Source organism: Bacillus daqingensis, assembly GCF_042654445.1.
Lineage (GTDB): Bacteria > Bacillota > Bacilli > Bacillales > Salisediminibacteriaceae > Alkalicoccus > Alkalicoccus luteus.
The window spans coordinates 41,358-59,938 of record NZ_JBHSGK010000004.1; the positions used below are offsets into that span (position 1 = coordinate 41,358).

An 18,581-nucleotide genomic window follows, 5' to 3' on the forward strand; every position below is an offset into this window, starting at 1 on the left:
CAACAATAGATGCTGAAAAAGGTGATGGAAGATGAAAAGACAGACATGGAAAATGACAGGAGCAGTCATTGCTGCAGCAAGTCTGCTCCTGATCGGAGGCGGGCAGGTGTCAGCGTATGGAGAGGCGCCCCGGATCGAAAGTGAATCCGCTTTTCTAATGAATGCCGGAACTGGAGAAGTACTTTATGAAAAGAACGCCTCCGAACGCATGTATCCTGCAAGCATCACGAAGATCGTCTCCGGTCTGCTGGCTGTGGAAGAAGCAGACTTATCTGAAACAGCGGTTGTCAGTGAGAACGCAGTGGAAACGGATGGGACGAGCGTTTTTCTGCTTGAAGATGAGGAAATGGAGCTTCGTCAGCTCGTTGAAGGGCTTGTCATTAATTCCGGAAACGATGCCGGGACGGTCATCGCGGAGCACCTTGCCGGAAGCGAAGAGGCCTTTGCCGAAGAAATGACAGACTTCGTTCGTGAAAAAGCAGGAGCGGTGAACACGCAGTTTCAAAACCCGCACGGTCTTTATCATCCGGAGCACTTTACAACGGCTGAGGATATGGCTGCGATTGCTCAATATGCGATGAAAAACGATGAGTTCATGGAAATCGCCGGCACGAGAGAGCTTGACTGGGAAGGAGAAGGATGGGAAACAACGATTTACAACCACCATCTTCTGCTAGGAAACTATGCCGGGGTAACTGGTTTGAAAAACGGGTTTGTTTCCCAGTCAGGGTTCACACTGGTGACGACGGCGGAACGGGATGGAACGAGCATCATCGCCGTAACCCTGAAAGCGCCGACGTCGGATATCATGTATCAGGATACAGAGGCACTGCTTGACTACGGTTTCCACCAGTCTAAAAAACGTGGCATCGGGCTGCTGCCACGCGCCTCTGCCGCGGAGCTGAATCAGCAGAAGCTTCCTTTAACCATTGCGATTGACGTCAGCGGCTATGGCAGCGTTCGTTTGAAAAAATGGAATGGGGATATTTTGCTCGAAGAAATGCTGCAGGAGCCGCCTGAACAGCTTCGATAAATGAGGAAGGCCCGGATCAACTAATAAACCTGATCCGGGCCTTTGCTTGTGTTATGAAAGGGTTACGCGCTCTGTTCTTTGTAGATGGTCTCGAACGCCGGGCGCTTTTCATAAAAGCTGTAGATTGCATCGGCAATTTTATCCGGTGCGAAAAACGTTCCCTCCTTCACCATGCCAGCAATCGTAATCGTGCCAACGAACAGACCGTGCTCCTTCATTTCATCGTGCAGCGACCGGGTCAGGTTGCGCTGAGCTGCTTTGTTCAGCGATAAGGAAGCAAATGGAGCGTACGGCTCGAGGGAGAAGGCTCCACCGGTAACGAGAAAAGCAGCCTGGTCGGTGAAAAGCGGCCGCAGGTGCTGAAAAACGTGAAGCATGCCTCCGATGCTGACCTGCAGATCCTGCATCACAATCGATGTCGACAGCTGCGACGGAACTTCCGGCGTGCCGCCAACTGCATTAAACAGTACCGCTTCCACTTCCGTTTCCTGCTCCTTCAGCGTATCTGCAACCCGTTTGACTGCAGGTTCGCTTGCAGCATCCATCACCATGTGCGAGGCATCAATGCCCTTTTCCTGCAGATCACTGCTCAGCTGCTCAAGCCTTCCCCGGTTTCGTGCCGTCAGCATAACGTGAAAGCCTGCTTTCCCAAAACGCTCTGCTGTATGAAAACCGATACCGGTTCCTGCCCCGACAATCACGACTGTTTTCGTTCCCATAGCGAAGCTCCTCTCTTTATTATTTTCTTTACTGCTCTATACCCGTTTCAGCGGTCTTTAACGTGTCGGCCCAGGTGTTTAGCAGCATAATCTGCAAACGCTTCTGCGGCCGGGGACAGCTGGGAGCGGCGCATTCTGGACAGACCGATTGTGCGCGACGAGCCTGAAGGCTGAATGGGCACCTGTACGATTCGCAGTGTCCTGGCAGTCGGCTGCTTTGGAAGAATCGACACGCCAAGACCGGCTCCGACTAAACCTGCGGCAGTATCCGCTTCATCTCCCTCAAACGCAGGCGTAAGCGGCAGTCCTGCTTCACGAAACAGACGCTCTACGGACCGCCGCAGCGAATATCCTTCCTTTAAATGAATGAACGCTTCTTCCTGAATATCCGACAGGCGCAGATGAGTTTCAGAAGCCAGCGGGTGACCGTCCGGGAGCGTGATGTAGAACTCTTCCTTCCATAAAGGCTGCCAGTCGACAGAAGACGGATTTTCAGGCTGGACGGTCAGACAAAGATCGAAAATGCCCTCTTCAAGCTGAGACAGCAAGGTGTGGGACGGCCCCTGGCCAAGCGCAAACGATACGTTCGGATATCTCTCCTTATAAACAGCAAGCAGCTCCGGCATGAGCCCGGTGCTGAGCGTGTGCAGGAAGCCGACAGAAATTCGGCCCATATCCGGCGCCTGAAGCTCTTCGGCCTCCTGTTTTGCTGTGTCCAGTTCCTGTACAATCCGGCGGGCCCGGATAAAAAATTGCTTCCCAAAGCGGTTAAGATAGATCGAACGTCCGCGCCGGTCAAACAGCGGTGACCCAAGCTCGTCCTCGAGACGGGAAATGGCTCGGCTCAGCGCCGGCTGGGTGACTGACAAAAACGCTGCCGCCTTCGTCAAATGCTCACGCTCTGCGGCTGCAATAAAATAGCGAAGCTGCATATCATCCAATACCATCAGCCTCCTTATGCAAATTAGACATGAATAACATAATTATCATGCATTATACAGCATAAATATCGCGTGCTACGATGGAAGAAGAAGTAAGGAGGGGGAAGCGTGCCGCGAATTCGACGAGGAACGAGAGTATTTACAAAAACGTCTGCTGCTTTTTTTGCGGCTGGATTTAATACATTTGCGATTTTATACTGTGTGCAGCCGCTAATGCCGGAGCTTTCTGCCGCGTTTGATGTGTCACCGGCAGCTGCAAGCTGGGCTCTTTCCGGCACGACGATTGCGCTTGCTGCGGCGATGCTCGTATTTGGGACCATTTCAGAAGTGTACGGCCGAAAGCGGCTGATGGTGATCACCATGTTTGCCGCATCGATTCTCTGCTTTCTAACTGCTTTTATGCCAGGCTACACGGAAATGGTCGCGATGCGGACGCTCACCGGCGTTGCGCTTGCCGGCCTTCCTGCTGTTGCGATGGCGTATTTAGGAGAAGAGATCGAACCAGGGAGCCTCGGAGCAGCGATGGGACTCTATATTAGCGGGAACGCAGCAGGAGCCGTGTTTGGGCGCGTTTTTTCCGGCGTTACCGGGGGGATGTTCGGCTGGGAAACAGCTGTTGCAGGCACAGGCCTGATCAGCATTGCAGCAGCTGTCCTGTTCTGGAAAAGCCTGCCGGAGTCGCAGCACTTCAAAGCAAAGCAGGCGGATCCGGCGGCACTGGGGAAGGGCATGCTGTATCACTTGCAGCAGCCTGCTATGATTTGTTTGTTTCTCATGGGCTTTATGCTGCTCGGGAGCAACACGGCACTGTTTACGTTCATTGGCTATGAGCTCATGCAGGAGCCTTACAGCATGTCTCAGACGCTGGTCGGCTGGCTGTTTCTCATTATGATCGTCGGGATGTTCAGCTCTGTACTCACAGGACGCCTGCTCGACCGTTTCGGCAGGCAGCAGGTTTTAATCGGAAATTTGCTGCTTGCAGCGGGCGGAACGGCGCTGACGCTTGTGCCCGATGCAGTCGTTAAAATAATCGGCATCGGTGTGTTTACGTTTGGCTTTTTTATCAGCCATTCGGTTGCGAGCGGCTGGGTCAGTCAGCTGGCAGCGACGAATAAATCACAGGCGTCTTCGATCTATCTCTTCCTGTATTACGGAGGATCGACAGCAGCAGGACCGCTCGGCGGCTTGATTTGGTCGGGAGGAGGCTGGCCGGGACTTGCGGGACTGACGCTCGCCTTTCTTCTGACAGCTGTGCTGCTGGCTCTGCTGCTGGTTCGGCTGACCTCTGTGAAAGAGGAAGTACGTGTGCCATCCAGAGCCTGATCAGTCGATCTTGCTGCGGTTCTCTACTATAATTAAGAGCGATGAAGAGAAGAGCAGGAGGTAGTTATGAAGCTTGTCAGACCGAAAGCATTTACGATGAAGGCAGGAAAGCGTGCCGTTTTGCTGCTGCACGGTTTTACCGGCAATCCGGCAGATGTGCGCCGGCTCGGAAGGCATCTGCACAAGGCCGGATACACGTGTCACGCGCCCATCTACCGCGGACACGGTATGCAGGCCGAGACGCTGATAGATACTAACCCCGATGACTGGTGGCAGGACGTTCTCCAAGGCTATGCCTGGCTGCGGGACGAAGGGTATGAAGAAATTGCCTGTGCAGGTGTATCGCTCGGCGGATTGTTTACATTGCGGGCGGGAGCAGAGCTGGACGTGAAAGGACTCGTTTCGATGAGTGCACCGATTTTGGAAAAAAGCATGGACAGCCTCCGTCGCCGCGTTACTTCCTATGCAAACGAATATAATCGAGTTACCGGACTCGCTCAGGAAGAGGCAGAAGCAGCAGAGCAGCAGCTGAATCAGCATCCGATGCCTTTTCTGGAGCCGCTGCAGCAAATGATTACAGGGGTGAGAGAAGAGCTCGGTGACATCGCAGCGCCGCTTTACGTGATTCAGGGTGAACGGGATGAGCGGCTATACTTGGAAAGTGCGCCGATTATCGAACGAGAAGCCGGATCCGCGCAAAAGAAGCTGTCCTTTTACAAAGATTCCGGTCATTTAATTACAGTCGGGCGCGAAAAAGAAGCACTGTTTCAGGACATCGAAGCATTTCTCGATACGCTGGACTGGAAAGAGCCTTTAGGATGAGAGATTCCAAAGGCTCTCTTTTTGAGTGGAGAGGGGGGAGGTAGAGAGTTGCTTTTGCTCGTCCTTATGTTGCTTTATTCGTTATAACGGTCTGTTGAGCAGCGTGAGTTACACTCGAACGATGCCGTGTTTCTTTCAGCCGGTCTTGTGTTACGTTTGCGCTCAGTTGTGTAAGCTTTCCTCCTCGTTAAGTAGCTTTTCAAGTCTTGTTATTCTTAAGGAGTAAGAAAACTGCTGCATTGCCTAAGCTGTCAATACGAAAAAGGGTTTTTAATTCCTTATTTGGAAAAAAGAAGTTTATCATTTCCATATGAGAGGAAATGGAAGAGGGATGCCAGTTGTGCCGCGGATATAATACATAACAGGCGGGATTTGATGAAAAAAGAAGTTATTTGCATGAGCGCAGCCGTCCTGTTTGCAGCGCCGGCAGCCGTGTCAGCTAATGGGGACGCAGCAGATATTCTGGCGCAGTCCAACGACGCGATGGACAGCCTCGAGAGTTATTCCAGCACGATTGAGCTGGAACAGACGATCTCGGAAAATGGGGAAGACTTTACGACAGAGTCGATAATCGAGCAGGATATTATCGTCGAACCGTTTAAACTGCGTCAGGAAACGACTACCATCATACCGGAGCTTGGAGAAGAGGAAACGCTGCTGTCCTATTGGACGGATGAAGGCTTCTTCTAGGAGGATGGGGAAGGCGGCTGGATCCGTCTTGATGACAGCATGGATGATGCCATGATGGCCCAGGATTCGCTCGGTGATACAGAGGCATGGGCAGATGATTTCGATGTCTCTGAAGAAGACGGGTACTATGTACTGACATACACAGGGGATGCCGATGATTTCGACGATCTTGCAGAGGCGTTTGACGATATGAACGGGGATATGGAAGGCATGCCTGAAGAGATGGAAGCGATGATGGAGGTCGAGGACTTCTCCTATGAGCTTCATATCGATTCTGAAACCTATTATGTGACAGAAGCCTTGATCGACTTATCGCTGGACATGGACATCGACGGCATAACGGCGTCGATCGAACAGCTGATGACGATCTCCTTCCATAACTTCAATGGCGTAGAAGATTTCGACGTTCCTGAAGAAGCGCTTGCCGCTGAAGATCTGGAAGAAGTTTTAGAAGACGAGCTCGGCGATGAACTGCCAGCGACGGCAACCTCCTATCCACTTTGGATGGGCATCGGTATCGCACTTGCAGCAGCAGGGACCTTTTTCATTACCGGAAGAAGAGGCACCACGACATCCTAAATCAAGCAGGCCCCCGAATGGTGGATGAGAGTCCATCGTTCGGGGGTCTTTATCGTATCAGAGTAGTGTGCCGTATGGGAGCGATGGTAGTCAAAAAAGAGCCCTTGTGGTATAGAAAAGGTCATCTCACATTAGACATAGTACAGATAATAAATCGATTCATTCAAACTAATATTTGAATGAATCGATTTTTATGCTATACTTCATTCAAATGAATATTTGAATGGAATGGGGGCTTGTCATATGAAAGGAGAACAATGCAGTGTTTATATGGTGCACGAGCAAAAAGTCCAACGAGCTAAATCAGCTATACAGTCAAAACAAATCAAGGGAATGACATCTATTTTTAAGGCACTCGCAGATGAAACTCGACTGAAAATTGCTTTCGCTCTTTGGATGGAAGAAGAGCTCTGTGTTTGTGATGCAGCAGCGGTTATTGAATCCTCAACTGCTTCTGCCTCGCATCACCTTCGATTACTGCATCGACTTGGATTAACAAAGCAGCGCCGTGAAGGGAAACTTGTTTATTACTCGCTAGATGATGAGCATGTTCGTCAGCTTATCCTGATTGCTGCTGCACATCAGCAGGAAAGGAAGGGAGAGTTGTGAAAACGTACCAGATTGAGGGGCTGACCTGCGCCTCGTGTGCTGCTAGATTCGAGAAAAACGTAAAGAAAATTCCTAGTGTCACGAAAGCTGAGGTGTATTTCACCTCTTCTAAACTGCGTGTTGAAGGACCTGTATCTATAAAAGAGCTGGAGCGGGCAGGTGCATTTGAAAAGTTGACGTTGACGGAGGGGCGTCATGCACAGACAAAAAAAGCGTGGTGGTCTATCATGCGCACATGGACCACAATCGGTTCAGGCCTGCTGCTGGCAGCCGGGCTTTTTCTAATTGGCATCGGCGAACGGGATATGGCTCTCCCGCTATTTGCAGGTTCAATTCTCATCGGCGGTTCGTCGCTACTTTGGCAAGGGCTGAAAAATTTGTTTTCGCTCACGTTTGATATGAAAACCTTGATGACGATTGCTGTAACAGGAGCTGCCTTAATCGGAGAGTGGGCCGAAGCGTCCGCCGTCGTTTTTTTATTCGCGATCAGTGAATGGCTAGAGTCCTATTCGATGGATCGGGCTAGATATTCATTGAAATCGCTGATCAGTCTGGCTCCAAAAGAGGCGGTAGTAGATCGATACGGCCATCCAGAAACAATTCCTGCCGAGGAGGTCCAAGTCGGAGACAGGCTGCTCGTTTATCCGGGAACGACGATAGCTGCCGATGGAAAAATAACTGCAGGATTTTCAACCATCAATCAATCTTCCGTTACTGGAGAATCGGTGCCGGTAGAAGCGAAACCCGGAGCTTGCGCACTTGCAGGTACGCTAAATGGAGAGGGGATGCTGGAGTTAACAGTCACTGAAACGCAGGAGGATTCGAGACTTGCCAAAATCATTCATCTAGTTGAACAAGCGCAGTCAGAAAAAGCACCTGCCCAGCAGTTTATTGATCGCTTTGCTGCTATTTATACTCCTGCTGTTGTCGTTTTAGCTGCTGCTGTTGCTGTACTGCCGCCGGTTGTAGTCGGAGGGGGATGGGAAGAATGGATATACCGCGCCTTAGCGCTGCTCGTGGTGGCCTGTCCATGTGCATTAGTACTTTCTACCCCCGTAGCAGTTGTCACAGCACTTGGGACGGCCGCGAAGAACGGGGTATTAATAAAAGGAGGTCGTTATTTGGAGCAGCTTGGATCTATCCAGGCTCTGGCCTTTGATAAAACGGGGACGTTAACAACTGGAAAGCTCTGTGTGACTGACTGTATCACATTTGGAAGAAAGGACTGGATGCTTGAGGCAGCAGCTTTGGAGCAATTCTCCAAGCATCCACTGGCTGGAGCTGTGGTCGACTATGCAGAACAGCAATTTGGGAAGATTGAAGCTTCCGTGACCGAGGTACAATCCAAAACAGGAAAAGGCCTTTCAGGTAATGTGAACGGAAGGCAGCTTTTCATCGGCAGTCCAGCATTTGTAGCCGGGCTTTCTTCTGGATGGAGGGCTGACATGGAACACCTCGTTCAAACATTTAGAGAAGAAGGAAAGACTGTGCTGGTATGCGGAGATCAAACGGGTGTCCTCGGCTTGTTTGCTTTAAAGGATAGAGTCAGAGCGGAGAGCAAGGAAATACTTTCAGACCTTAAACAAGTAGGACTAAAGCAGATGATTATGCTGACAGGCGATCATCCCCGTACTGCTAAGGCGCTGGCTGCTGAGCTTGGAGGTATAGAAGTGAAGGCTGGGCTGCTTCCGGAAGAAAAGCTGCAGCATATAAAAAAGCTGCAGCATAAGTATCATAAAGTTGGGATGGCCGGAGATGGTGTTAACGATGCGCCAGCTCTGGCAGCGGCTGATATAGGTATTGCAATGGGAGGAGCTGGAACCGACGCTGCTCTGGAAACAGCAGATGCAGCATTGATGTCGGATGATCTCCGACAGCTGCCGCATATCATACATTTAAGCCGGCAGACAATGAGGATTATCCGCCAGAATATATTCTTCTCGCTATTAATCAAGACAGCAGCTGTACTGCTGATTGTTGCAGGTATGCTGCCCCTCTGGCTCGCTGTTGCAGCTGACGTAGGGGCGACCCTTCTTGTCACTTTAAATGGGGTAAGGATCGCTGCTATTTTTCATAACAAGAAGCAGAAAGAGGAGGTTGGACCCGGGGCAGGAGTAAAGGAACAAATCATTTAGCAGTCAAATGTGCGCGGAAATACTCTCAGTTCCCGTAAAAATGCAAAAGGATATTTTACCGCTTCCGCCGGTACGTCAGTTCGACGAATTCATCAAACTGGCGGGTGCCTTCCAATACCAGATCATGCTCGTAATCGCCTTCCGGAAACAGCCTGACGCCGCGGCCGATAAGTACGGGTGCGACGGCTATTTGAAAACGGTCAATCAGATCGGCTTCTAGCAGCTCTCGGATCACCTCACCGCCGCCAACGATCCAGACCGGCTTGTCTGCTGACTTTTTCAGCTCCATCACAAGATCCGCCGGTGACTGCCGGGACACTTCCGCATCCGGGACGTCCTGAACCGTTCTGGAAAGGACCCAGCACGGCTTATCAGCGTAAGGAAACCCTTCTGTCATCTCCTGCTTGATCCATTCATAGGTGCGTCGGCCCATCACTACCGTTCCAATCGTTTCGTAAAACGCCTCATATCCCGTATCGCCGCCCTGCTCCTGACGAAACAGCCACTCGAGTGAATCTTCTTCTGATGCAATATAGCCGTCCAGGCTGACAGCAATAAATACATGGACCTCTGCGTACATGAAATCGCCTCCTTTTTCCTTCTATTATACGTGTTCTCAGCAGGAAAGTTGCCAGCGAATCTCGAAACAGTTCAGCAGACAGCGGAAGCGTACAGACACGGAAAAACGATGAGGAGGTACTAACATGCATCACTTAAAACACGAAGACTGGAAGGACACAAAAATGACGCTGCATCTGCTGTCGCAGATTCTCGGGAAAGTCCGTCTGGAAATGGCAGAGCAGCAGCCGCAGTGGGCGCACGTAACGCTGCCGCTGACGCCAGGCGGCTTTACAACGGGCAGGCTGTATCACAACGAAAGCTGTTTTTCGATTGAACTCAATGTTCTGCAGCACAAAATCATCGTGACCTGCGAAGGAGAACGCGCGATCATTCCCCTGGAGGACGGGACGACCATTCAGTCCTATTACCGACAGCTTGCTGCCGCGCTGGAGCAGTTCGGCTGCCCTGTGTCCATCTTCACGAAGCCGCAGGAAATGACGTATGTCACCCCGTTTGAATCGTGTACCGATGTGTTTACGTATGATCCGGAGCTCGCTGTTGCCGGCTTTCGGCTGTTTCAGCACGCAGAGCGGGAACTGACTGCGTTTTTGGCCCCTCTTCGCACGAGAAAAGTCATGCCGGTGCTTTTCTGGGGCACGTTTGATGTGTCGGGCCTGATCGTCAGCGACCGTTACGAACCATTCCCTGAAGACAAAGTTATTGAAAAAGGCGCCTTCGATGAGCAGTTTGTTGAATTCGGGTTCTGGACAGGCGATGAGCAGGTGAACGAGCCAACCTATTTCGTGCTTCCGTATCCGTTTTTATTTCAGGAGCTGACATCCGGCACGCTGGAGCCGGAGGATGCCTGGTATGATGCTTCCTTGAGTGAAGCCTTTTACAGAGGCAGCGACGTCCAGACCTTTTTAACAAGCTCCTTTACGCTGCTGGCAGAGGAGCTTGGCTGGGAGAAAACCGATCACATTTTCCGTCCGCTATCGATGCCGCCCCAGAAAAATCGGCGCTGATGCCTGATGTCGGCGCAGCTTCCGCTGGATAGCAGGGTAGTACGGACGCAGGACGAGAACAGCAAGTCCGAAGGTAACAAGGAACAGCCCGGCCCAGGAAAGCGCCTGCAGCTGTTCACCGATAAAAAAGATGCCGAGCAGCGCCGCTGTCACCGGTTCCGCCAGTGAGAGTGTCACGGCGTTGGATGACGTGATATGCATTAAGCCGGTAACGAATAATGCGTAGGCGATGCCGGTAGCTGCGATGCCTAAATGAAGAGCCGTCAAGGATCCGGCAGCTGAAAGAATCCAGCTTGTATCGGTAAATACAAGAAGCGGTGCGAGTATCAGGCCGCTGAGGCTGAATACGACCGCGGCGGACGCAAGCGGCGGCTGTTCGTGCACGAGGCGTTCGCTCGCAATCGTATAGAGTGCAAAGGAGCAGCCGGCCCCGAGTGCAGTGAAGATGCCGGCAGGGTGAACGGTGATTGCGGACTGATTGATCATAAGCAGCGTGCATCCGCTTCCAGAAAGGACGGTGGAAATCCACCAGACGGCTGTCGGACGGCGCTTGCGCCACTTCCACTCCATGAATCCGGCAAATATCGGGGCGCTGCCAATGGCAATGACCGAGCCAACCGCAATACCGGTCAGAGATACAGCGGAGAAGAAGAACGGCTGATAGCAAGCCATGGCAACGGCTGCAGTTAACACAGAAGGCATGTGCCAGCCGGAAAGCCGGAATCCGCCTGCTGCGACTGCGATTATGATGAGAAACAATCCGCCGATCAACAGCCGAACGGCGCCGATCGAAAGAGGAGACGTGTTGTCCGGTCCTAAAAACTGAGCGGTTCCGGTCGTTCCCCACAGCAGGGCCGCGCTCAGAATGAGAAATGGTGCCAGTTTGACAAACATAAAACTCCCTCCTTTTCCTGTATACGTTCATCGTAGGAAAAAAAGGGAGTGGACGTTTACCTATTAGTCGGGTGATCTTTATCTATTGTCAGGCTTCGCCTGAACTGTCTCGGGGAAACGCCCGCGTTTGCCGTGAACCAGCGCGAAAACGAGGACAGGTTTTCAAAACCTAGCTCAACCGCAATCGTCGTTGCTGAATACGAACTCCACGTCAGCAGCCGCCTTGCTTCTTCCATTCGAAGGCCGGTGATATAGGCGTACGGGGTCGTGCCGGTACGGCGGCGGAACCATTCAATGTAATGACTCGGATGGTAGTGCTCCAGCTGCGCGAGCTTTTCGACGGGAATTTTTTCACGGAAATGCTCGTGAATGTACTGGAGAGAAGGGGACGGCGCCGTCTGCAGCTGGGCCAAAATATATTTCGTCAATTCCGTAATCGTCCGGTTGTCCTGCCGGATCTCCTCCAGCAGCAGAAAACGCAGCGCCTTCCACTTTTCATCCAGCCATTCATATGTGACTGCATCATAGCTCGGAGGCAGATAGCCGGGCGGGATGTCCAACGCCAGAAATTCGTTGTAAGAAGGAGAAAAATACGTATGCTTCCACTGCGGCGGAATATAAAAATACGATTCCTCACGCACAATTGATTCCTGGTTGTTGATGTCAATATGAAGGGACCCCTCCAGCGGAAACAGCAGCTGCCCGTATGCATGCTCGTGCGTCTGCACCCACGAAGAATATGTCCTCTTTTCACAAACGATTCGCTCCTGCATCTGCTCACCTCCCCTTGATCCGTTAATTTGTAAAAAGATTACCACGTTCTGCGAAAAGAAGCTACTGTTTCATGGTTGACCTTGACGCAGCGTTATAGCACAGACTGAAGGCAGAAGGGAGGGAGCTGACATGAGCTGGACAATTCAGCAGCTGGCCAAACTCTCAGGAGCCAGCCCGCGCGCACTGCGGTTTTATGAACAGAAAAGGCTTCTGACTCCGAAGCGGGGAGATAATGGCTACCGTCAGTATGAAGAAACCGATCTGGCGCGGCTGCAGCGTATTTTGTTTTTCCGCGAGCTGGATCTGCCTTTAGCAGAAATAAGGGGTATTCTTGATCAGACAGAAGCCGAACAGCGGCAGGCTTTAACCGATCACATGAAGCGCCTGGAGGCCGAAAAAGAGCGTCTGGAAAACGTACTCTATACGATGAGGAACGAACTGGAGGGGAATGCTATGCGCGCAGAGGAACGGTTTGAAGGATTTAAACGAAGGAAAATGGCGGAGAACGAAGCGACGTACGGCGATGAAGTACGGGAAAAATATGGGGAAGCGGCAGTTGAGCAGGCGAACGAAGCATGGAGACAGATGAGTGAAGAGGATTACAAACAAATGCAGCAAACAGAAGAGGAGCTGTTCGCGATTTTAGCCAGGGAGGCACCGGACGGAGATCCGCGTTCAGAAGCAGGGAGGCAGGCAGCTATGCTGCACCGGAAATGGCTGACGTTCAGCTGGGAGACTTATTCGCCCGAGGCGCATGCTGGTATCGTGCGCATGTACACGGCTGATGAGCGGTTTCAAGCCTATTATGATGCCTGTGCAGCAGGCGCGGCTGTTTATTTGCGTGATGCCGTTTTAGCTTGGACGAATCAGCAGAAGAACAGAACCGAATAAGCGGAAAAGCCGGTTAAATGCCGGCTTTTTTGCTGGAGAAATTGATTACGGCGGCCGGAGGATAATAAGTTGAGGGTTGAGAATGAAAAGATTAAGGGGAAGAATGATAAAATATTCGCTATGACGAACGGAGAATGATAGCAAACATAAGTTTCAGCCTGAGAATAATAAGTTTGGGAGGAAGGATGATAAAGTTTAGCCTCAGGATGAAAAGTTGGAAGCTTCGGGCAATAACTTTTCATCAGAGGCAGCAGGAGGGCCAGGCTGCAGGCTCAAAAGTAAATGCTGCAACGAAAAAACTGCCCCGCGGCGACATCGCTGGACAGCTGTAAGTATGATTTCTGTTGGGGAGTAAGCAGGAAGTCAGATACGTTTTATTCCGGACGGGTGAAGGCGATCCAACAGTGTCCGCTGGAGAGACTGCTTTTCGCGGATAACCTGATTGAGCCGTGACTCGTTCTGGCGTATCTGAAGCCGGAGATCGGACAGTTCATTTACGGCGCGCTGGGCGAGATCCCGGGAGCGATGAGCGCTGCTTGTCATCATAACAGCGGAAATCTGTACTTTGTATTCCCGGATCCGGTCCTGAAGCTTTGTTGCTTCTTTTTCCAGCGTCTGCAGCTTTTGTTCCATGTTCATCCCTCCTAGTAAGATAATGTGGCGTTTGACCACATTTTTTCATATTTTAGTTTCTTTACCCCTTCGGACGGAAAGAAAAACCAAAAAACCGGAAATAGGCACGAAGCGAGCCGGCAGCTATCGATGAAATACCTATAAAAAAACAAGGGCTATAGAATCTTTTTTCAGAATAGATAGTTTATTCAGTGTACAAACAATGTAAGCGCTATTATAATAGAGGATAGTTAGAAAAGTATTTCTTTTCTACAAAAATACGGAATAAAGGGAGGAAATGGAATGCAGTCATTTTGGAAACGTACGGCAGCTGCCGGTCTGGCGGTATCACTGCTGGCAGGAGCAGCAGCAGGTTCAGCTGCGGCACAGGGAAAAGGACAGCAGGGACCACCGAAAGGCGGAATCTTCGGAGAAGGGGAGATGGGCAACGGTAACGTACAGCCTCACGCTTGGCAGGTGCAGTCAATGGCAGACAGATTCAGTGATTCCTTTCCGATCGGAGCAGCGGTGGAACCTTGGCAGCTGAACGGCAAGCAGGGGAAGATTCTGAAGCACCACTACAACAGCATTGTTGCTGAAAATGCGATGAAGCCGATTTCCCTTCAGCCGGAGGAGGGCGTCTGGGATTGGGAAGGTGCAGACCGGATCGCTGACTTTGCCAGAAAGCATGACATGGAGCTCCGCTTCCATACGCTCGTCTGGCACAATCAGGTACCGGACTGGTTCTTCCTGGATGAAGACGGCAGCCCGATGGTGGATGAAACCGATGAGGCGAAGCGGGCAGCAAACAAAGAGCTGCTGCTGGAGCGTCTCGACACACATATTGAAACCGTAGTAGATCGCTATAAAGATGTTGTCACCGCCTGGGATGTCGTAAATGAAGCAATTGATGACGGCGGCGGTCTGCGTGAAACCGCCTGGTATCAGATTACCGGCACGGACTACATCAAAACAGCATTTGAATCAGCGCGTGAGCATGCTGGAGATGATGCGATGCTTTACTTAAATGACTACAACACAGAAGTTCCTTCCAAGCGGGACGACCTGTATGATCTGGTTACGGATCTGCTGGAGGACGATGTGCCGGTGGACGGCATCGGTCACCAGGCACATATTCAAATTGGCTGGCCTTCGATTGAAGATACCAGGGACTCCTTCGAGCTCTTTACGGAACTGGGGCTCGACAATCAGGTGACAGAGCTCGACGTCAGCCTGTACGGATGGCCGCCGGATAACGCCTATGCAACGTATGACGAGATTCCGGACAGCCTTTACGACGAGCAGGCTGAACGCTTCGGAGAAATATTCTCCCTCTATGAAGAGCTCGACGCTGACATCAGCAGCGTGACATTCTGGGGCATCGCCGATAACCACACATGGCTCGATGATCGTGCCGAGCAGTACAGCGGCACCGGCGTCGACGCTCCATTCGTATTTGATGAAAACTACCGCGTTAAACCCGCCTTCTGGCGCATGATGGACGAACGGTAAACAACCAGCTCTCTCCAGGCTGCTTCACCCCCCCCCCTTTTGAGGCAGCCGGAGGGCTGTTTTTTTGTAGATCGGACCAGTTGCAAATGAGCATCCGCTATGGTAAAAAGAAGGAAATACGTAACGCACCGCTCTGGGGGAGCTGAACGCCGGCTGAGAGAGACGAGGTCTCGACCCTTAATTACCTGATCTAGTTCGTACTAGCGGAGGGAAGACGCGGCGTATAGAGAGAGTTCATTCTTCTCTTTTCATATGCTGAAACGCGCTTCTTTCCTGTTGGGAAGAAGTTTTTTTGTGCACCGGATCAGGTTCATAAAGCTCTCGGCAGCTGGTGATAAACGAATAAGGAGAGTGGTTGACATGAGATTCAGTGAAAGATTACACGAAAAGCTGCAGCCGATTTGGCGGGAAAACCACCAGCATCCGTTCGTGACAGAGATGGGAGAAGGGACGCTCGATCCAGAGAAATTCCGCTTTTTCATGGTACAGGACTATCTGTACTTAATTGAGTATGCCAAGCTGTTCGCGATTGGGGCGTCCAAGGCAACGAACGTGGAGACGATGGGACGATTTGCAAAGCTGCTCGATGTCACGATGAATGATGAAATGGAACTGCACCGCGAATACGCCAAGAAGTTCGGCATCACCGAGCAGGAGTTGGAGGAAGCATCGCCTTCACCGACGACGCTCGCCTATACGCACTATATGCTGCACGTCGGTCAAAACGGCTCGCTTAGTGATCTTGTCGCCGCCCTGCTTCCGTGCGCGTGGAGCTATTGGGAAATAGGGCGCGAACTGGCGGTTATACCAGGCGCTGCCGATCATCCGCTCTATGGAGAATGGATCCGTATGTACAGCTCAGAGGAGTTTGCACAAACCGCACAGTGGTGTATCGATCTTTTGGACGAGTTAACAGCGGACAGCTCCGAAGCCGAACTTCAGAAGCTGGAAACGATCTTTCTGAACACGACCCGGTTTGAGTATATGTTCTGGGATATGGCGTATCATCAGACGATGTGGCCGATGAAAGCCTGACGAACGAATGGTTATCCGGCGTGAGATGGACAGTCAATGGGGCGCGCGTGTATGATGTCTTCTGAAAGGAGGAATTTGATGCACCGTGTTCTCATTGCATTTATCGTGCTGCTTTTAATGGCGGTAATGATCAACGTCATTATCCCTCACACGGCGCTGCTGTTTTACAGTCCGGGCTTTTTTAACGGCATCGTGGAAGTGACGAAGCTGCTCATTCTGCTGTACATGTTGAAAATTGCCCTCGACGTCCGGGAACAGACGAGACATTCGTAAAAGGAGTACAACATACATACTGCTAGCCGCGGGATTGATCGTAGTCAAAAGCAGATGAAAAAGACCGGCTTGTTGAACTTATTCAACCGCCGGTTTCTTTATAGTAGAGGTGCACAGAGATCAATTATTCGGATTTTAACAGTTTGGCATTAATTGCAACGATTATAGTGCTGACTGACATTAACACAGCCCCCACCGCTGGAGTTAACAATATACCTGCTTGATAAAGTATGCCGGCAGCGAGAGGCAGGGCGATGATATTATATCCGGCTGCCCACCAAAGATTCTGAATCATTTTTCGGTAAGTAGAGCGGGAGAGTCTGATCAGCGCTGCAACGTCTAAAGGGTTGCTGCGGACAAGTACCACATCTGCTGATTCAACCGCGACATCTGTGCCTGCTCCAATGGCGATACCTAAATCAGCAACGGCTAGCGCAGGAGCATCGTTCACCCCGTCGCCTGTCATCGCGGTTTTCTTACCAGCTCTTTGAACTTGTTCCACAATTTCTGCTTTCTCATGAGGGAGAACTTCTGCATAGATCTGATCTAGTCCAAGTTCCTTGCCGACCCATTGAGCGACGGTTCGATTATCGCCTGTAACCATCATGGCTTCGATTCCCATTTGATGCAAGATCCGGACTGCTTCTTTGGAATCCTCGCGCACTTGATCAGCAAGTGCGATCATCCCGTATAACACATCATCAACAATGAGAAAAATGACCGTTTTCCCTTCAGAGGATAATTGCTGAAAAGTAGCCTCATGGAAAGAGACCTTATTTTCACGCATATAACCGGGGCTGACTGCAAGAACTTGTTTATCTTGAATCCGGCCGCTCAATCCTTTTCCCGTTAATGAATCGAACTCTGCAGGAGGGGAGTAATTGATTCCTTCTTCCTCCGCAGAACGCACAATTCCCTGGGCAATTGGATGAGCAGAGGAGGATTCCAGTGAGGCTGCGTAATACAAAATAGTTTTTCTGTCCGCATGTTCTTCTATGACATCCGTAATTCCAAATTCACCTTTTGTTAACGTGCCGGTTTTATCAAATAGCACGGCATTCAGATATCTTGCTTCTTCAAAGCTGGTCCGATTGCGAATCAAAAGTCCTTTTTTAGCAGAGAGGGAGGTAGAAACCGCCGTTACAAGCGGGGCAGCAAGTCCCAATGCGTGCGGACATGCAATAACCATAACGGTTACCATTCGTTCTATCGCAAAGTTAGTCGAAAACCCGGCAGCAAGCCATCCAGACAAGGTTAGTACTCCGGCGATAACGGCGACATAAAAAAGAAATTTAGCCGCTCTGTTTGCCAGATCCTGTGTCCGGGACTTCGATTCCTGTGCTTCCTGGACTAATTTAATTACCTGGGACAAATAGCTTTCCTGGCCGGTTTTTTCAACGACCACAGTTAACGCACCTTCACTGTTAATCGAGCCTCCGATTAAAGAATCCCCAGCCTCTTTGTAAACAGGAACCGATTCACCAGTGACTGCTGATTCATCCACGTCAGATCTGCCTTGTGCAACGGTTCCATCTACCGGAACTTTTTCTCCAGGTTTTACAAGGACACGCTGACCCGGAGTGAGAGTAGAAGCTTTCACTTCGACGGTTGTCCCGTCTTCTTGTAATAAATGGGCGCTGGAAGGCATGAAACGGACGAGTTCCTCTAAATCGCTGGAGGCGCCGGCAATCGATTTCATTTCAATCCAATGGCCAAGCAGCATGATTACGATTAAGGTAGAGAGTTCCCAGTACATTTCATGTCCCGGAACGCCAAATACAACGGCTGTGCTGTAAAAATAGGCGACAGAAATGGCCAGGGAAATCAGCGTCATCATTCCTGGATTCCGATCACGCATTTCACTTACTATTCCTTTTAAGAACGGCCAGCCCCCGTAGAAGTACACAAAACTAGATAGAAGAAAAAGAATATACATATCAAACGGGAAGCGCCAGTTTTGCCCTAAAAACTCCTGAATCATTGGAGAAAGGGCAAGGATTGGTACCATAACTGCAGCTGAGACATAAAATCGATGTTTAAAATCGTTCAGATGATTTGCGTGATTTGCTGGCTGGTGGTTATGCTCGTGTTCCTGATGATGCTCCATCTGGATCCCTCCCTCTTTTCGTTCCATAATAAGATGAAAATGTGAG

General features: G+C 50.8%; 17 protein-coding genes and 1 pseudogene. 11 read left to right on the top strand and 7 right to left on the bottom strand.

What is annotated here, in order from left to right:
• Positions 1 to 31 precede the first annotated feature (31 nt).
• The gene (locus ACFO4L_RS05055; protein ID WP_377908613.1) at positions 32 to 1,033 is read left to right on the top strand and encodes a D-alanyl-D-alanine carboxypeptidase family protein; all 1,002 of its coding nucleotides are present in this window, start codon (positions 32 to 34) and stop codon (positions 1,031 to 1,033) included.
• A gap of 62 nt (positions 1,034 to 1,095) precedes the next feature.
• On the opposite strand, the gene ACFO4L_RS05060 is transcribed toward ACFO4L_RS05055, so the two are convergent.
• Together ACFO4L_RS05060 and ACFO4L_RS05065 are read right to left on the bottom strand one after the other, a co-directional pair.
• The gene (locus tag ACFO4L_RS05060) at positions 1,096 to 1,752 is read right to left on the bottom strand and encodes an SDR family NAD(P)-dependent oxidoreductase (protein WP_377908614.1); all 657 of its coding nucleotides are present in this window, start codon (positions 1,750 to 1,752) and stop codon (positions 1,096 to 1,098) included.
• A 47-nt stretch (positions 1,753 to 1,799) separates the two neighbouring features.
• Positions 1,800 to 2,684 carry a LysR family transcriptional regulator gene (locus tag ACFO4L_RS05065; protein WP_377908856.1) on the bottom strand — a complete coding sequence of 295 codons (885 nt, stop codon included), beginning with the start codon at positions 2,682 to 2,684 and terminating at the stop codon, positions 1,800 to 1,802.
• A gap of 117 nt (positions 2,685 to 2,801) precedes the next feature.
• On the opposite strand from ACFO4L_RS05065, the gene ACFO4L_RS05070 reads away from it, so the two are divergent.
• The 5 genes and pseudogenes from ACFO4L_RS05070 (at position 2,802) to ACFO4L_RS05090 (ending at position 8,851) form a co-directional block, all read left to right on the top strand.
• On the top strand, positions 2,802 to 4,016 hold the full coding sequence (locus ACFO4L_RS05070) for an MFS transporter (RefSeq protein WP_377908615.1): 1,215 nt from the start codon (positions 2,802 to 2,804) through the stop codon (positions 4,014 to 4,016).
• Positions 4,017 to 4,082: 66 nt separating this feature from the next.
• Entirely contained in the window at positions 4,083 to 4,838 is a 756-nt protein-coding gene (locus tag ACFO4L_RS05075) for an alpha/beta hydrolase (protein ID WP_377908616.1), read from the top strand.
• Positions 4,839 to 5,234: 396 nt separating this feature from the next.
• A pseudogene (locus ACFO4L_RS05080) lies at positions 5,235 to 6,107 on the top strand (DUF6612 family protein).
• Positions 6,108 to 6,350: 243 nt separating this feature from the next.
• Positions 6,351 to 6,716, top strand: coding sequence for an ArsR/SmtB family transcription factor (locus ACFO4L_RS05085; RefSeq protein ID WP_377908617.1), 366 nt, complete (start codon positions 6,351 to 6,353; stop codon positions 6,714 to 6,716).
• Positions 6,713 to 8,851, top strand: a complete 2,139-nt coding sequence (locus ACFO4L_RS05090) for a heavy metal translocating P-type ATPase (RefSeq protein WP_377908618.1) — start codon at positions 6,713 to 6,715, stop codon at positions 8,849 to 8,851. Before ACFO4L_RS05085 ends, ACFO4L_RS05090 begins: the two co-directional genes overlap by 4 nt.
• A 55-nt stretch (positions 8,852 to 8,906) precedes the next feature.
• On the opposite strand, the gene ACFO4L_RS05095 is transcribed toward ACFO4L_RS05090, so the two are convergent.
• The gene (locus tag ACFO4L_RS05095; RefSeq protein WP_377908619.1) at positions 8,907 to 9,431 is read right to left on the bottom strand and encodes a dihydrofolate reductase family protein; all 525 of its coding nucleotides are present in this window, start codon (positions 9,429 to 9,431) and stop codon (positions 8,907 to 8,909) included.
• 124 nt (positions 9,432 to 9,555) lie between these two features.
• Here ACFO4L_RS05095 and ACFO4L_RS05100 point away from each other — a divergent pair, with 124 nt between their 5' ends.
• Positions 9,556 to 10,437: a DUF5996 family protein gene (locus ACFO4L_RS05100; protein ID WP_377908620.1), complete on the top strand. Its 882-nt coding sequence runs from the start codon at positions 9,556 to 9,558 to the stop codon at positions 10,435 to 10,437.
• On the opposite strand, the gene ACFO4L_RS05105 is transcribed toward ACFO4L_RS05100, so the two are convergent.
• Entirely contained in the window at positions 10,405 to 11,331 is a 927-nt protein-coding gene (locus ACFO4L_RS05105) for a DMT family transporter (protein WP_377908621.1), read from the bottom strand. The genes ACFO4L_RS05100 and ACFO4L_RS05105 overlap by 33 nt on opposite strands.
• A 56-nt stretch (positions 11,332 to 11,387) precedes the next feature.
• A complete protein-coding gene (locus ACFO4L_RS05110; RefSeq protein WP_377908622.1) occupies positions 11,388 to 12,104 on the bottom strand; it encodes a helix-turn-helix transcriptional regulator in 717 nt (238 codons plus the stop codon).
• 130 nt (positions 12,105 to 12,234) lie between these two features.
• Here ACFO4L_RS05110 and ACFO4L_RS05115 point away from each other — a divergent pair, with 130 nt between their 5' ends.
• A complete protein-coding gene (locus tag ACFO4L_RS05115; protein ID WP_377908623.1) occupies positions 12,235 to 12,996 on the top strand; it encodes a MerR family transcriptional regulator in 762 nt (253 codons plus the stop codon).
• Between the two features lie 363 nt (positions 12,997 to 13,359).
• On the opposite strand, the gene ACFO4L_RS05120 is transcribed toward ACFO4L_RS05115, so the two are convergent.
• A complete protein-coding gene (locus ACFO4L_RS05120) occupies positions 13,360 to 13,629 on the bottom strand; it encodes a hypothetical protein (RefSeq protein ID WP_377908624.1) in 270 nt (89 codons plus the stop codon).
• 282 nt (positions 13,630 to 13,911) lie between these two features.
• Between ACFO4L_RS05120 and ACFO4L_RS05125 the strand changes: the two genes are divergently transcribed.
• From ACFO4L_RS05125 to ACFO4L_RS05135, 3 genes are all read left to right on the top strand, one after another.
• Entirely contained in the window at positions 13,912 to 15,120 is a 1,209-nt protein-coding gene (locus tag ACFO4L_RS05125) for an endo-1,4-beta-xylanase (protein ID WP_377908626.1), read from the top strand.
• Between the two features lie 360 nt (positions 15,121 to 15,480).
• The gene (gene tenA / locus ACFO4L_RS05130) at positions 15,481 to 16,155 is read left to right on the top strand and encodes a thiaminase II (protein WP_377908627.1); all 675 of its coding nucleotides are present in this window, start codon (positions 15,481 to 15,483) and stop codon (positions 16,153 to 16,155) included.
• 78 nt (positions 16,156 to 16,233) lie between these two features.
• A complete protein-coding gene (locus tag ACFO4L_RS05135) occupies positions 16,234 to 16,428 on the top strand; it encodes a hypothetical protein (protein ID WP_377908628.1) in 195 nt (64 codons plus the stop codon).
• Positions 16,429 to 16,552: 124 nt separating this feature from the next.
• On the opposite strand, the gene ACFO4L_RS05140 is transcribed toward ACFO4L_RS05135, so the two are convergent.
• Positions 16,553 to 18,535, bottom strand: a complete 1,983-nt coding sequence (locus tag ACFO4L_RS05140) for a copper-translocating P-type ATPase (protein ID WP_377908629.1) — start codon at positions 18,533 to 18,535, stop codon at positions 16,553 to 16,555.
• Between the last annotated feature and the right edge of the window lie 46 nt (positions 18,536 to 18,581).

What these genes read in the sequence shown, in the direction of transcription:
- ACFO4L_RS05100 (WP_377908620.1), top strand. Translation starts at nt 9,556, where the DNA reads ATGCATCACTTAAAACACGAAGACTGGAAGGACACAAAAATGACGCTG.
- ACFO4L_RS05055 (WP_377908613.1), top strand. Translation starts at nt 32, where the DNA reads ATGAAAAGACAGACATGGAAAATGACAGGAGCAGTCATTGCTGCAGCA.
- ACFO4L_RS05115 (WP_377908623.1), top strand. Translation starts at nt 12,235, where the DNA reads ATGAGCTGGACAATTCAGCAGCTGGCCAAACTCTCAGGAGCCAGCCCG.
- ACFO4L_RS05135 (WP_377908628.1), top strand. Translation starts at nt 16,234, where the DNA reads ATGCACCGTGTTCTCATTGCATTTATCGTGCTGCTTTTAATGGCGGTA.
- ACFO4L_RS05095 (WP_377908619.1), bottom strand. Translation starts at nt 9,431, where the DNA reads ATGTACGCAGAGGTCCATGTATTTATTGCTGTCAGCCTGGACGGCTAT.
- ACFO4L_RS05085 (WP_377908617.1), top strand. Translation starts at nt 6,351, where the DNA reads ATGAAAGGAGAACAATGCAGTGTTTATATGGTGCACGAGCAAAAAGTC.
- ACFO4L_RS05060 (WP_377908614.1), bottom strand. Translation starts at nt 1,752, where the DNA reads ATGGGAACGAAAACAGTCGTGATTGTCGGGGCAGGAACCGGTATCGGT.
- ACFO4L_RS05110 (WP_377908622.1), bottom strand. Translation starts at nt 12,104, where the DNA reads ATGCAGGAGCGAATCGTTTGTGAAAAGAGGACATATTCTTCGTGGGTG.
- ACFO4L_RS05140 (WP_377908629.1), bottom strand. Translation starts at nt 18,535, where the DNA reads ATGGAGCATCATCAGGAACACGAGCATAACCACCAGCCAGCAAATCAC.
- ACFO4L_RS05065 (WP_377908856.1), bottom strand. Translation starts at nt 2,684, where the DNA reads ATGCAGCTTCGCTATTTTATTGCAGCCGCAGAGCGTGAGCATTTGACG.
- ACFO4L_RS05075 (WP_377908616.1), top strand. Translation starts at nt 4,083, where the DNA reads ATGAAGCTTGTCAGACCGAAAGCATTTACGATGAAGGCAGGAAAGCGT.
- ACFO4L_RS05120 (WP_377908624.1), bottom strand. Translation starts at nt 13,629, where the DNA reads ATGGAACAAAAGCTGCAGACGCTGGAAAAAGAAGCAACAAAGCTTCAG.
- ACFO4L_RS05105 (WP_377908621.1), bottom strand. Translation starts at nt 11,331, where the DNA reads ATGTTTGTCAAACTGGCACCATTTCTCATTCTGAGCGCGGCCCTGCTG.
- ACFO4L_RS05125 (WP_377908626.1), top strand. Translation starts at nt 13,912, where the DNA reads ATGCAGTCATTTTGGAAACGTACGGCAGCTGCCGGTCTGGCGGTATCA.
- tenA (WP_377908627.1), top strand. Translation starts at nt 15,481, where the DNA reads ATGAGATTCAGTGAAAGATTACACGAAAAGCTGCAGCCGATTTGGCGG.